General features: G+C 57.8%; 13 protein-coding genes. 3 read left to right on the top strand and 10 right to left on the bottom strand.

All coding sequences use genetic code 11. The features are described from left to right. The first annotated feature begins 74 nt into the window (after positions 1–74). Entirely contained in the window at positions 75–341 is a 267-nt protein-coding gene (locus tag ACYCZJ_RS02585) for a hypothetical protein (RefSeq protein ID WP_461552659.1), read from the top strand. A 3-nt stretch (positions 342–344) separates the two neighbouring features. On the opposite strand, the gene ACYCZJ_RS02580 is transcribed toward ACYCZJ_RS02585, so the two are convergent. The 3 genes from ACYCZJ_RS02580 to ACYCZJ_RS02570 form a co-directional block, all read right to left on the bottom strand. Beyond that, positions 345–983 carry a MarC family protein gene (locus ACYCZJ_RS02580; protein ID WP_461552658.1) on the bottom strand — a complete coding sequence of 213 codons (639 nt, stop codon included), beginning with the start codon at positions 981–983 and terminating at the stop codon, positions 345–347. 23 nt (positions 984–1,006) lie between these two features. Then, positions 1,007–1,801: a thymidylate synthase gene (locus ACYCZJ_RS02575; RefSeq protein ID WP_461552657.1), complete on the bottom strand. Its 795-nt coding sequence runs from the start codon at positions 1,799–1,801 to the stop codon at positions 1,007–1,009. A gap of 195 nt (positions 1,802–1,996) precedes the next feature. Further along, positions 1,997–2,356, bottom strand: coding sequence for an EAL domain-containing protein (locus tag ACYCZJ_RS02570; protein ID WP_461552656.1), 360 nt, complete (start codon positions 2,354–2,356; stop codon positions 1,997–1,999). Positions 2,357–2,562: 206 nt separating this feature from the next. Here ACYCZJ_RS02570 and ACYCZJ_RS02565 point away from each other — a divergent pair, with 206 nt between their 5' ends. Continuing rightward, entirely contained in the window at positions 2,563–3,177 is a 615-nt protein-coding gene (locus tag ACYCZJ_RS02565) for a hypothetical protein (protein WP_461552655.1), read from the top strand. Here the strand turns inward: ACYCZJ_RS02565 and ACYCZJ_RS02560 are convergent. The 6 genes from ACYCZJ_RS02560 to ACYCZJ_RS02535 form a co-directional block, all read right to left on the bottom strand. Beyond that, positions 3,165–3,560, bottom strand: a complete 396-nt coding sequence (locus ACYCZJ_RS02560) for a group III truncated hemoglobin (RefSeq protein ID WP_461552654.1) — start codon at positions 3,558–3,560, stop codon at positions 3,165–3,167. The genes ACYCZJ_RS02565 and ACYCZJ_RS02560 overlap by 13 nt on opposite strands. After that, on the bottom strand, positions 3,523–4,257 hold the full coding sequence (locus tag ACYCZJ_RS02555) for an arginyltransferase (protein WP_461552653.1): 735 nt from the start codon (positions 4,255–4,257) through the stop codon (positions 3,523–3,525). The genes ACYCZJ_RS02560 and ACYCZJ_RS02555 overlap by 38 nt, the downstream gene beginning before the upstream one ends. Beyond that, positions 4,241–4,939, bottom strand: coding sequence for a leucyl/phenylalanyl-tRNA--protein transferase (gene aat / locus ACYCZJ_RS02550; RefSeq protein WP_461552652.1), 699 nt, complete (start codon positions 4,937–4,939; stop codon positions 4,241–4,243). Before aat ends, ACYCZJ_RS02555 begins: the two co-directional genes overlap by 17 nt. A gap of 86 nt (positions 4,940–5,025) precedes the next feature. Then, on the bottom strand, positions 5,026–5,469 hold the full coding sequence (locus tag ACYCZJ_RS02545) for a NifU family protein (protein WP_461552651.1): 444 nt from the start codon (positions 5,467–5,469) through the stop codon (positions 5,026–5,028). Between the two features lie 2 nt (positions 5,470–5,471). Then, the gene (purL, locus tag ACYCZJ_RS02540; protein ID WP_461552650.1) at positions 5,472–9,434 is read right to left on the bottom strand and encodes a phosphoribosylformylglycinamidine synthase; all 3,963 of its coding nucleotides are present in this window, start codon (positions 9,432–9,434) and stop codon (positions 5,472–5,474) included. A 74-nt stretch (positions 9,435–9,508) separates the two neighbouring features. Continuing rightward, complete coding sequence (locus ACYCZJ_RS02535; protein WP_461552649.1) at positions 9,509–9,736, bottom strand: DUF3330 domain-containing protein; 228 nt, start codon at positions 9,734–9,736, stop codon at positions 9,509–9,511. Between the two features lie 72 nt (positions 9,737–9,808). Between ACYCZJ_RS02535 and ACYCZJ_RS02530 the strand changes: the two genes are divergently transcribed. Then, a complete protein-coding gene (locus ACYCZJ_RS02530; RefSeq protein ID WP_461552648.1) occupies positions 9,809–10,675 on the top strand; it encodes an NAD(P)H-hydrate dehydratase in 867 nt (288 codons plus the stop codon). A 22-nt stretch (positions 10,676–10,697) separates the two neighbouring features. Here the strand turns inward: ACYCZJ_RS02530 and ACYCZJ_RS02525 are convergent, their stop codons facing one another. Beyond that, positions 10,698–11,555, bottom strand: coding sequence for a phosphate/phosphite/phosphonate ABC transporter substrate-binding protein (locus ACYCZJ_RS02525; protein ID WP_461552647.1), 858 nt, complete (start codon positions 11,553–11,555; stop codon positions 10,698–10,700). Between the last annotated feature and the right edge of the window lie 377 nt (positions 11,556–11,932).

The following is an 11,932-nucleotide window of genomic DNA, read 5'->3' as shown; positions in this document are numbered from 1 at the left end:
AGAACTGCGCGGAAGAACCGTAATGTATAAAATTCAGCCTCAAGATAAACCCTCATGACGATCGAGCAACGACCATGCTGAACCTGATTATTTCTACCATCGCTTTCTTCATTGCCGCCTGGTGGCTTAACCGCTATCTGGATGATATGGAAATCGGCAAGGGCATGACGCGCGGCATGCTGGTGTTTGTACTGGCTTCGGTTGTATCGTGGGGAACCGGATCGGTGGTGGACTGGACTCAGGTCAAAATAGAAGGTCCGCAACCGCCTTCGCTGGCTTCCGGCGATTTGACTCAAATCCTCAAGGCGGTCCAGCAGGCACAAATGCCGATGCAACCGTGAACCTTAATGCGACAAACCCGGAAACAGCGCCAATAGCCCATCCGCCATAAACTGCACCGCCATCGCAGCGAGGATCAGTCCCATCACCCGCGTGGCGATGTTGAGGCCAGCTGTACCGAGTCGTTCGCCAATCGGTTCGGCCAATCGCAGTACCAGCCAGACGATTACCCCGATCCCAACGAGCCCAACACTAAACACCAGCTTTTCCGGCCAATTTCCCGCCTGATGGGCGTCAACAATGACCAGGCTGATTGCTCCGGGCCCTGCCAACAGCGGAATCGCCAACGGCACCACGGCAATGTCATTCTTCGATTCGGCTTCGGTTTGTTCGGCGTCGGTCTGCCGTGCCGGACTGGTTCGGGCATGAAACATGGCGATTGCAATCAGCAATACCAATAGCCCGCCCGCGATACGAAATGCCGGCAGCCCGATACCGAAAAAAGACAGCAAGGAATCGCCGACCCACACGGTAAGAATCAGGATCACAGCCACTGCGATGGCAGCTTTGGCAGCGGTATGGTGCATCTCTGCGGGACGTCGATCCGCTGTCAGGCTGAGGTAGATCGGGATGGCACCGAGCGGATTCAGAATGGCGAAAATACCCACCAGGTATTTGATTTGCTCGGCCCAATGAAGAAACATCGTCGCAGTCTCCGGTAGTCGCGCTATACCGCGACCGATGCCTTGATCGCCGGATGCGGATCGTAGCCGTGCAGCTCGAAATCCTCGAACCGGAAGGCGAACAAGTCACTCACAGCAGGATTCAGTTGCATGACCGGCAATGCGCGTGGCGTACGCGAGAGCTGTTCACGGGCCTGCTCCAGGTGGTTCGAATACAGATGCGCGTCGCCCAGGGTATGCACGAAGTCGCCGGGTTTGAGGCCACTCACCTGCGCCATCATCATGGTAAGCAACGCATAGCTGGCAATGTTGAACGGCACGCCCAGAAAAATATCGGCGCTGCGCTGATAAAGCTGACAGCTTAATTTTCCGTCGGCAACATAGAACTGGAAAAAGGCATGACAAGGTGCCAACGCCATTTTGTCCAAGTCGGCTACATTCCATGCGGACACAATGATGCGGCGCGAATCCGGGTTGTGTTTGAGGTCGTGCAGCACGCGCGCAATCTGGTCGATATGGCCGCCGTCCGGCTTGGGCCAGTTGCGCCACTGGTGACCATAGACCGGGCCCAGATCACCGTCCTCGTCGGCCCATTCATCCCAGATACGAACGCCATTTTCCTTCAGGTAGCGAATATTGGTGTCGCCCTGCAGAAACCACAACAACTCGTGAATGATGGAGCGCAAATGACATTTCTTGGTCGTCACCAGCGGAAAACCCTGGCTCAGATCAAAGCGCATCTGGTAACCGAACACCGAAATGGTGCCGGTACCGGTGCGGTCGGATTTTTGAGTGCCGTGTTCCAGCACGTGGCGCATCAGATCGAGGTATTGGTGCATGGCGTTAGCGTATCAGGTTAAATGGGGGTTATAAACGATTGATGGGTTCTTGAAAAGAAGCCTGCTTGTAGCACGGAGTTCGTATTATCCCGCAATTTCAACCACAACAGGCAGGGCTATCTTCAACTATTCGCAATGGCAAGCAGCGCATCCAGTTCATCCGCTGGCAGCGTCGGCTAATCACAAAACCCTGGGTCAGGTTGCATCCAAGCTGCTCCAGTTTGATCCGCTGGACTCCGGTTTCCACGCCCCCTGCCACCACCTCCAGATCGGGCCATGCGCCAGTCCGATAATGGCCGGCACGATCGCTGCACTTTGCGTGTTCTCGACGATATCGATCACAAAGCTGCGATCTATTTTCAGGCTGTCGATGGGCAAATGACGCAAATAGCTGAAACTGGAATACCTTGTGCCGAAATCATCCAGCGCGAGCCGTACTCCCAATGCGCTCAATTCATTCAGCTTGGCAATGGAACTGCCCATATCGCCGATCAACGCTGTTTCCGTGATTTCAAGTTCCAGAAAATTTGCCGGCAAATGACTCTCGGCCAGCATCAGGCGCAGGAGAAATCACCCGAGCGGGTGAGAAAGTTCTTCCAGGATATACACGTGAAATAGGCAGCGCGATTCCCGGATAAATGTGGCTGGATCAATAACTTAAGAAGAAGAATCCTTCTGATCATAGGGATAGAGAGGGGCTGAGAGCCCCGTAGCGTTATCATGCAGGTGTCGAATCCGTGATGTATAACGCAAGAGGGTCAATGGATAGTATCAAGAAACGGCATCTTGCCGAACAGGTGCGACCGTTGCGCGCACGATTTGTACAGACGGCGGACACCGTGTTGGGCGATGCCCTGCCGGCACCGTTGCTGAGGCAGTGGGTAGCCGAAGAGGCTGGCCGCTACCGGCAGCGCATCTATGATCCGCTGCAGACGCTCATGCTGTTTATCGAGCAGGTGTTGAGCGCGGATCACAGCTGCCAGGACGCGGTCGCGCGCGGGGTGAGCGGCCGGGTGGCACAGGGGCAAGCCCCGGGCAGCCTGAACACTGCGGCGTACAGCAAAGCGCGCTCGCGGCTGGCTGTGGGACTTATCGAGCGTTTGGGCGGCTGGGAGTACGGAATCACGTGGTCATTTGGCTCCGGCTCCAGCGTCCCGGATAGATGGACAAGGCGATCTATGGCGCCCTACCCGAGACGCTCAGGGCGTGTGAAGTGCGTGTCGCCGGATGGATGCGGTGACGACGCTCACCGATGTACAAGCGGTCAGCAAGCAGGCGCTGTTCGACCTGTATCGTGCCCGTTGGCAGGTCGAACCCAGGGCGGTGAAGCGAAGACCGAAGCCGCGACTGGGTTTCCATGGATTTACAGCAGGTGACGTTCAAGATTGGCGCCGATGGCGCCGGCCATTTGCAGCCACTGTGCGGCAAGATCAGGGGGCAAATTCTCAGTCAGGGTATCGCCAAACAATGTCAGCCAGCGTTCGATGGCCGCCGGCGTCAGCCCCAGCGGCCGGTGCCGCTCAAGCATGTCGAACTGGCATGGCTGTTGCAGGGTGCCACCCATTGCTATCCACCAGAAATCGGCAATGTGCGTTTCGTGTTCAGCAAAATCGTCGATGCCGTCAAAGTATGGATGCAATACCGGATCCGTCCGTAGCCGGGTATAGAATGCATGTATCACCTGATCGACACGACTACGGCCGATCTTTCCACACAAAGGCTCAATTTTTCGGCGCGGGGAAGATTCGCCAGTCTGCATCAATTAATCCTTGCAACGGTTGGTATTGGCTCTTGTAGGCCATCTTGCGGCTGTCTTCGATCCAGTAGCCCAGATACACATAGGGCAAGCCGAGACTGCGTGCCAGTTCGATTTGCCACAGTACGTTATACACACCAAAGCTACGCTCAGGCAGATCCGGATCAAAAAACGTATATACCGCTGACAAGCCATCCTCCACCTGATCAATCACGCTGACCATGCGCAGTTGCCCGGCTTCGCGGAATTCCACCAGGTAGGTGTCCACATTGCTTTGCAGCAAAAAGTGCGCGTACTGGTCGCGATCATCATGATCCATGCCGCCACCGGCATGACGCGATGCCTGATAACGTTGGTACAGCTTGAAGTGTGCGGCATCAAAATAGGGCCGTCGCGGTTCAGCCACCAGGTTTGCATTACGCTTGCCAATACGGCGCTGGGTACGGCCCGGGCTGAACTGATCCACGACCACACGTACTGGTATGCATGCCTGGCATTGTCCGCATTGCGGGCGGTAGGTGAACAGGCCGCTACGCCGGAATCCGGATTGAATCAACTGGCTATAGGCCATGTCATCGACCAGATGTGCGGGCGTTACCACCTGCGAGCGCGCAGTTTGCGCGGCCAGGTAGCTGCACGGATACGGCGACGTCAGGTAAAACTGCAACCGCGCGAAAGGCAGGTCATTCAATAAGGTCATGATCGAAGTGCCAGGGAGAGTGCACTGCCGGGAAGTTTATCAAGTTATTCAGTTGTGCGATAAACTCTGTGCGCGGAATTTCGCGTGCGCCAAAACGCGCCAGATGCGCCGTATTCATCTGGCAATCTATGATGCCAAAATTCCAGCGCCGCAATTGCCGCACCAGATGGACGAAAGCGGTTTTCGAGGCATCCGGCACCAGCGTGAACATGGATTCACCGTAAAACGCCCGCCCCAGCGCAATCCCGTACAAACCGCCCGCCAGCCTGCCGTCAATCCAGGTCTCGATACTATGTGCCACACCCAACTGGTGCAGGCGCGTATAAGCTGCGATCATCTCTTTACTGATCCAGGTGCCTTCCTGACCCGAACGCGGTCTGGAACACCCCGCTATCACCTCTGAAAATGCGCTATCCACGCGAATTTCATACTGGCGTTTACGCAACACCTTGGCGAGTGAACGCTGTACCACCAGTTCCTGTGGAAACAGCACCATGCGCGGGTCCGGGCTCCACCACAAAATCGGCTCACCCGGACTGTACCAGGGGAAAATACCCTGGCTGTAGGCCAGGATTAATCGCTCAGGGGAAAGATCCGCACCCGCCGCCAATAACCCGGCAGGGTCGTGCAGCGCACGCTGCACCGGCGGAAAACTGTCTGTAGGAGAGAGCCAGGTTAGCATCTTCGATACGCGTTATTTTGGTGTCTTCCACGCCGAAAACAAGATTCAGCCCAGCTAAGAGCCTGGCCGCTTATCAAGCGCAGCGCTCAATAAGTATTTTGCACTTCAGTCACCTGCGGAAAAGTCCGCCGCACGATTTTCTCCACCACATTTTTCAGGTCCAGCATTGAGTTGGGGCAACCCACGCAAGCACCTTTCAGCCGCACCCGTACGACTGTGCCGCTGATTTCCACCAGCTCCAGATCGCCGCCATCGCGCAGCAGGATGGCGCGGGCTTCTTCCAGAACCTGCACCAGTGCGGCCTCGGTTAGCGGCGGGGCTTCACCGATGGCCTGATAGGGACGCAATTTTTCCAGGCGGTTCTGGCGCTGTGCGATACGCGCAGCTAATAATGGGTCACGCTCATCCAGCTCATCAAGTTCCTCTTCGCTATACCAGCGCGTATCGTCGAGCGCCATTTCACGGTCGCGCGCGGCAAGTTCCTCGGCGCTATAGCGTTTGATGGGGATGACTTTGGTGGTGTCAGTCATACTTATCCAACCCATTTGCGCCCATTGCGGAACATCCGCAGCCACGGACCGTCTTCGCGCCAGTCGTCCGGATGCCAGGAATGCTGTACGGTGCGGAACACCCGTTCCGGATGCGGCATCAACAGGGTGAAGCGGCCATCGGCAGTGGTCACGCCGGTCAGTCCACCGGGGGAGCCGTTCGGATTCGCCGGATAAGTCTCGGTCACACGGCCGTGGTTGTCCACATAACGCAGCGCACCAATCACCCGGGCAGAGTCGCCCCCCTGGCTGAAATCGGCATAACCCTCGCCGTGGGAGACCACCACCGGCATGCGGCTGCCGGCCATGCCGTCGAACAGGATGGAGGGGCTATCCGGCACTTCGACCATGACGAAACGCGCCTCGAACTGCTCGGACTGGTTGCGGATAAATTTCGGCCAGTATTCGGCGCCGGGAATGATGGATTTGAGATTGCTCATCATCTGGCAGCCGTTGCACACGCCCAGCGCGAAGCTGTCGTCGCGCCTGAAAAATGCTTCGAACTGATCGCGTGCGCGCGGGTTGAACAGGATGGATTTGGCCCAGCCTTCGCCGGCGCCCAGCACATCGCCGTAGGAAAAACCACCGCACGCGGCAAAGCCGCGGAAATCAGTCAGCACCACGCGTCCGGCAATGATGTCACTCATGTGCACGTCCACCGCCTCGAAGCCGGCGCGGTCGAAAGCGGCGGCCATTTCCACTTCGCCGTTGACGCCCTGCTCGCGCAGGATGGCGATGCGCGGTTTGCTGCCGCCGATGAAAGGCGCGGCGATGTTGTCGTTGAGGTCGAAGCTCAGCTTTGCCGACAAACCCGGGTTGGCCCCATCCAGCAGTTGCGCATATTCGCTCTCGGCACAAGCCGGATTGTCGCGCAAGCGCTGGATCTGGTAGCTGGTTTCGCTCCAGACGCGCTGTAATTCCGCGCGGCTGAAATCGAGCATGGTTTTTTCATTACGCACGATTTCCACGCGGTCGCGACCATTGGTACTTCCAATGATATGGAACTCGGAGCGCAGCCCGGACGCTATGAAGGTCTGCATGACCTCGGCGGTATGCTCGCGCTTCACCTGCAACACTGCGCCCAGCTCCTCGTTGAACAGCACACCAAACACGCGCGGGCTGTATCCGGTTTGCTCGGTGATCACTTCCTCGTCTTCATCCATGCCTTCTTCTTCAACTTGCACGCGGAAGCGATCCTGGCACAGTTCGTCCGCGTCCACAGTGATGCCGCAGTGGCCGGCGAAGGCCATTTCGCACAGTGCCGCCCACAGGCCGCCATCGGAGCGGTCATGGTAGGCCAGCACGCGACCAGCGGCATTGAGCGCCTGCACGGTTTCGAAAAACGCCTTGAACTGGCCCGGGTGATCGAGATCCGGGCAGCCCTCGCCCACTTGTTTGTAGACCTGCGCCAGCGCTGAGCCACCCAGCCGATTGCGGCCGCAGCCGAGGTCGATCAGGATGAGGTCGGTATCGCCCTGATCGGTACGCAGCTGCGGCGTAAGCGTGGCCCGCGCATCGGGGCTGGGGGCGAAAGCGGAAATGATCAGCGACAATGGCGCGGTGACGGATTTCTGCGCGCCGTCTGATTCCCACACGCTGCGCATGGACAACGAATCCTTGCCCACCGGGATGCTGATGCCCAATGCGGGGCATAATTCCAGCCCCACAGCCTTGACCGTGTCGTATAGCGCAGCATCTTCGCCCGGGAAACCGGCGGCCGCCATCCAGTTGGCGGAGAGCTTCACATCGCCGATTTTTTCCACGCGCGCGGCGGCCAGGTTGGTCAGCGCCTCACCCACCGCCATGCGCCCGGAGGCGGCGCCATCGATCAACGCCAGCGGGGTGCGCTCGCCCACAGCAAAGGCCTCGCCGCGCTCGGTGGCGTAGCCCATGGTGGTCACCGCCACGTCCGCAACCGGTACCTGCCAGGGGCCGACCAACTGGTCGCGCGCGGTGTAGCCGCCCACGCTACGGTCGCCAATGGTGATGAGGAATGACTTGGATGCGACGCTGGGCAGGCGCAGCACGCGCAGCGCTGCCTCCGCCAGATCGATGCCATCGGTGTTCAATACCGGCAAGCTGCGAACTACACGCTGCACGTCGCGGGTCATGCGTGGCGGCTTGCCGAGCAGCACGGACATATCCATATCCACCGGCATAGCGCTCAGCAGACTGTCTTCCACCCTCAGATGACGATCCTCGGTCGCCACGCCGATCACGGCGAACGGGCAGCGCTCGCGCTCGCATACCGCGCGGAAAGCATCGAGGCTTTCCGGCGCGATCGCCAGCACGTAGCGTTCCTGCGATTCGTTTGACCAGATTTCACGCGGCGCCATGCCCGATTCTTCCAGCGGAATATCGCGCAATTGAAAGCGTGCCCCACGTCCGGCGCCGTCCACCAGCTCCGGCATGGCGTTGGAAACACCGCCCGCACCCACGTCGTGGATGGACAGAATCGGATTGGCATCACCCAGCTGCCAGCAGCGGTCAATGACCTCCTGCACGCGCCGCTGCATTTCCGGATTGCCGCGCTGCACCGAATCGAAGTCCAGGTTTTCGGCATTGGTGCCGGTATCCATGCTGGATGCCGCGCCGCCGCCCAGACCGATGAGCATGCCAGGTCCGCCCAGATGGATCAGCAGCGTGCCGGCGGCGAACTGCTTTTTGAAGCAGTGGGCGTCGTCGATGTTGCCCACCCCGCCCGCCAGCATGATGGGCTTGTGGTAGCCGCGCATCTCGCCTGCGCATTCTTCCTCGAAAGTGCGGAAATAACCCGCCAGATTAGGCCGGCCGAATTCGTTGTTGAACGCCGCCGCGCCGAGCGGGCCGTCGATCATGATTTGCAGCGCGGAGGCGATGCGGTCGGGCTTGCCGTAACCACCCGTGTTGCCTTGATAGGTTTCCCAGGGCTGCTGGCTGCCAGGGATGTTCAGGTTGGACACCGAGAACCCGCACAACCCCGCCTTGGGCTTGGAACCGGTACCGGTGGCGCCCTCGTCGCGAATCTCGCCGCCCGAACCCGTTGCCGCGCCGGGGAAAGGCGAAATGGCGGTGGGGTGATTGTGCGTTTCCACCTTCATCAGGATGTGCGTACGCGCCTCACGATATACATAGCGGCCATTTTCCGCCGGATGAAAACGCGCCACGTCAGCGCCTTCGATCACCGAGGAATTATCCGAATACGCCACCACGGTCCCTTGCGGATGGCGCGCGTGGGTTTCGCGAATCATGCCGAACAGCGTGTGCGGTTGCGCCTCGCCGTCAATCACCCAGGCAGCATTGAAAATCTTGTGGCGGCAGTGCTCTGAATTGGCCTGGGCGAACATGGTCAGCTCGACATCGGTCGGGTTGCGCCCGATACGGGTGAAATTGCCCATCAGATAGTCGATTTCATCCGCCGACAATGCCAGTCCCATCTCGCTGTTGGCGCGCACCAGCGCCGCGCGGCCGGCGCCGAGAATATCCACCGTGGTCAACGGCTTGGGCGGAAGATGGCGGAACAGTGCCTGTGCGTCGTCCAGGCTGCCGAATACCGCTTCGGTCATGCGGTCGTGGATGTGCGGTGCGATCTGCGCCTGGTCTTCTGCAGTCAACACAGCACCGTCGCGGCGGCTGAAATGATAGGCAGTGCCGCGTTCAATCCGGGAGATTTTCTCCAGTCCGCAATGGCGAACGATGTCGGTCGCCTTGGAAGACCACGGCGAAATGGTGCCGGGACGCGGGGTAACCAGTAGAAGCAAACCGTCAGACAAGTCCGGCAACAGCGTGCTGTAAGTGAGGATGGACTCCAGCCTTGCCTGTTCAAGGGAATCCAGCCCGGTTGTCACCTCAACGAAATGCCAGAATACCGCTTGTATGCAGTCGTAATCAGGCAGCGATCGGGATAGCTGGTCGAGACGAAAACGGGATAGCGCGGTGCCACCGCGCAATTTATGCAGTTCGGACATGGTGCGAATCGGGCATCGGATAAAAACGAATTTTACCCGAAATCAGCCCCGCACCCTAACTGTGGCCGCCCAAATCAGGCAGCAGGCCCAACGGGGGATTCCGGCTCTTTCTCGCGTTTCCAGGTCTCAAGACAGTCCAACCCGCAGAAATGCTGAATGTAATCCGCGCCTTCTTCGTTCAAGGCGACTGAGGCAGGAATTTCAACCTTGCATACGGCACAACTGGTAATTTGGCATTCAGCATCGTCGACACAAGGTAATATTTCGGCACCATTTGGATTTACATTGGCAGGTATTTTCATTTCATTCTCCTTGTTACTATCATCCGAATGCTACGCTTCAAGTATAGTCTTTCTATCCATACCGGGTGAGCCATGAAACCAAATTCAGAGCCGTTTCCGGACGGCGGCTTGATCAATAAAGATATCCTCAACGCCCTGCCCCCGCGGGCACCGGAAAACCACAAGGGCGACTTCGGCAACGCCGGGATCCTCGGCGGGGCCCAGGGCATGACGGGCGCAGTATTGCTGGCGGCCCGTGCAGCACTTCATCTGGGTGCAGGCAAAGTCTACGCAGCCAGCCTATGCAAGACGCTGGCCATCGATATCATGCAGCCGGAAGTGATGCTACTTGAACCATCTCAGCTGCTCGGCGTATCGTTAACCGTGCTGGCCGTCGGCCCTGGCCTGGGGTGCTCGGAACACGCTGGCCAATTACTGGAAGCCGCGCTGCAAAGCCCGTCCATTCTGGTATTGGATGCGGACGCCCTGAATCTGCTTGCCGAATCACCGAACCTGAAAAAGCGGGTATATCAGCGTACCGCCCCCGCGTTACTCACCCCGCATCCGGGTGAAGCTGCACGGCTGCTGGACTGTAGCATCCAAACCATTCAGCATGATCGCCCGGCGGCAGCATTGCAGCTGGCCGAAAAGTACCGTGCCTGGGTCGTGTTAAAGGGCGCGCGCAGTATTTGCGCGGCACCAGACCAGACCTGGCGTATCAACTCCACCGGTAATCCGGGCTTGAGCAGCGCAGGGATGGGTGATGTGCTGACAGGCATGCTGGCGGCCTTGCTCGCACAGCACGTCCCTCCTTTTTCCGCACTACAACTTGCCGTTTACCTGCATGGTGCTGCTGCAGATAATTTGGTGCTGCAGGATATCGGGCCAGTGGGGCTAACCGCATCAGAAATAATGCTCGAAGCCCGCAGGCTGCTCAATCAGCGCATTGTTGCAACGTAACCGGGCGGAATCGAGTATCCGGTTATTTGGTCAATGGAGGGAACAGCTTTTTCGCGGCATTGATCAATACCATTGCCTTGGCATATTCTGCGCTGCTGGTCTTGGTCAAATGGGTTTCTCCTGAGCCGCCGCCCACCTGGATGTCCGCCAACGCAGCCTTTCCACTGGGGTTATCGCCTATAGTCAGCAATGCCTCGGTGATTTTTTTCGCCTGAGCCTGCGGCATGTCAGGAGACAAGGCAATCGCAAAACCCGGAACGGGGTCGGTTGTAGCCAAAATACGCAGCTTCCCGGGATGCGCCTTCATGGCATCGATTGCCGATTTTGGCGAAACGGTAACCACATCCACAGCATCTTCCAGCAAAAGTGAAGTCAATGTATCCATAAATTGGATTTCCTGAAATTGCTTGAAATCCCGGTCCAGCATAAGCCCATTATTTTTCAACAAATTGACCGACAACAGCCCCATCAGGGTTTTACGGCTTATCATGCCGATCCGCGAACCCTTAATAGAAGCGATGGTCTGATAAGGGCTTTGCGACCTGACCAGAAAAACCGCATGAAGATCCTTGAACTTCGCTACCGGATAGTATCCAGCCTGCTTGAGGGCCTGCCCTATCGCATTGGTAGGCGCCATCAGCAAGTCATACCGTCCTGACCCCGCCTGCTTATCGATAGCCGTGAATCGCTGTGTGATATCGGTACGCACCTGAATGCCTGCCGCTTTGCCAATATAGTCGGCAAGTGGCTGGAACGAATCCCTTAATACCCATTGGTCTTCTTTTCCAACAGTGCCCGGATTGATGCCAAACATCAGCCTATCCGCCGCCTGCAAATTAAAAGACAGCAGCAGTGCCACTATAAAAAATAATTTACGCATTGTCTCCAGACTCCTCTTTTAGTATTGTGCATCCGAACATCCCTGGCCGTTGCGATAAGCTACCTTAACGCAAGCACCAGTTGGGTGAGTGCATTGATCATCACGTACGCAAACTACCTGATGGACAGCCAGTAATACCGGATTCCATTTTGACGCGTTTGGTCTTCGGCACACGGGATAAAAGCAGCAAACATGCCACTTGCCAACTCTACCAGGCGGAATATCTGATCAGCCCCGTATTTCGCAGAGCGCATGCTACAAACCGATTAACGACAAAAATGAAATTATCTGAAGAGAATGTCCCTGGCGTTGGGATTTCGACAGCGCTGTCGAACCCTCCGTCGGGAGTACCGCTATTCTGTAATGCAGGATGCCGG

It is taken from the genome of Sulfuriferula sp. (assembly GCF_054605375.1).
Note: the sequence above shows the minus strand (reverse complement) of the source record. Positions and strands in the feature narration are given on the sequence as shown.

What these genes read in the sequence shown, in the direction of transcription:
- ACYCZJ_RS02525 (WP_461552647.1), bottom strand. Translation starts at nt 11,555, where the DNA reads ATGCGTAAATTATTTTTTATAGTGGCACTGCTGCTGTCTTTTAATTTG.
- purL (WP_461552650.1), bottom strand. Translation starts at nt 9,434, where the DNA reads ATGTCCGAACTGCATAAATTGCGCGGTGGCACCGCGCTATCCCGTTTT.
- ACYCZJ_RS02555 (WP_461552653.1), bottom strand. Translation starts at nt 4,257, where the DNA reads ATGACCTTATTGAATGACCTGCCTTTCGCGCGGTTGCAGTTTTACCTG.
- ACYCZJ_RS02585 (WP_461552659.1), top strand. Translation starts at nt 75, where the DNA reads ATGCTGAACCTGATTATTTCTACCATCGCTTTCTTCATTGCCGCCTGG.
- ACYCZJ_RS02530 (WP_461552648.1), top strand. Translation starts at nt 9,809, where the DNA reads ATGAAACCAAATTCAGAGCCGTTTCCGGACGGCGGCTTGATCAATAAA.
- aat (WP_461552652.1), bottom strand. Translation starts at nt 4,939, where the DNA reads ATGCTAACCTGGCTCTCTCCTACAGACAGTTTTCCGCCGGTGCAGCGT.
- ACYCZJ_RS02570 (WP_461552656.1), bottom strand. Translation starts at nt 2,356, where the DNA reads ATGCTGGCCGAGAGTCATTTGCCGGCAAATTTTCTGGAACTTGAAATC.
- ACYCZJ_RS02535 (WP_461552649.1), bottom strand. Translation starts at nt 9,736, where the DNA reads ATGAAAATACCTGCCAATGTAAATCCAAATGGTGCCGAAATATTACCT.
- ACYCZJ_RS02580 (WP_461552658.1), bottom strand. Translation starts at nt 983, where the DNA reads ATGTTTCTTCATTGGGCCGAGCAAATCAAATACCTGGTGGGTATTTTC.
- ACYCZJ_RS02575 (WP_461552657.1), bottom strand. Translation starts at nt 1,801, where the DNA reads ATGCACCAATACCTCGATCTGATGCGCCACGTGCTGGAACACGGCACT.
- ACYCZJ_RS02560 (WP_461552654.1), bottom strand. Translation starts at nt 3,560, where the DNA reads ATGCAGACTGGCGAATCTTCCCCGCGCCGAAAAATTGAGCCTTTGTGT.
- ACYCZJ_RS02565 (WP_461552655.1), top strand. Translation starts at nt 2,563, where the DNA reads ATGGATAGTATCAAGAAACGGCATCTTGCCGAACAGGTGCGACCGTTG.
- ACYCZJ_RS02545 (WP_461552651.1), bottom strand. Translation starts at nt 5,469, where the DNA reads ATGACTGACACCACCAAAGTCATCCCCATCAAACGCTATAGCGCCGAG.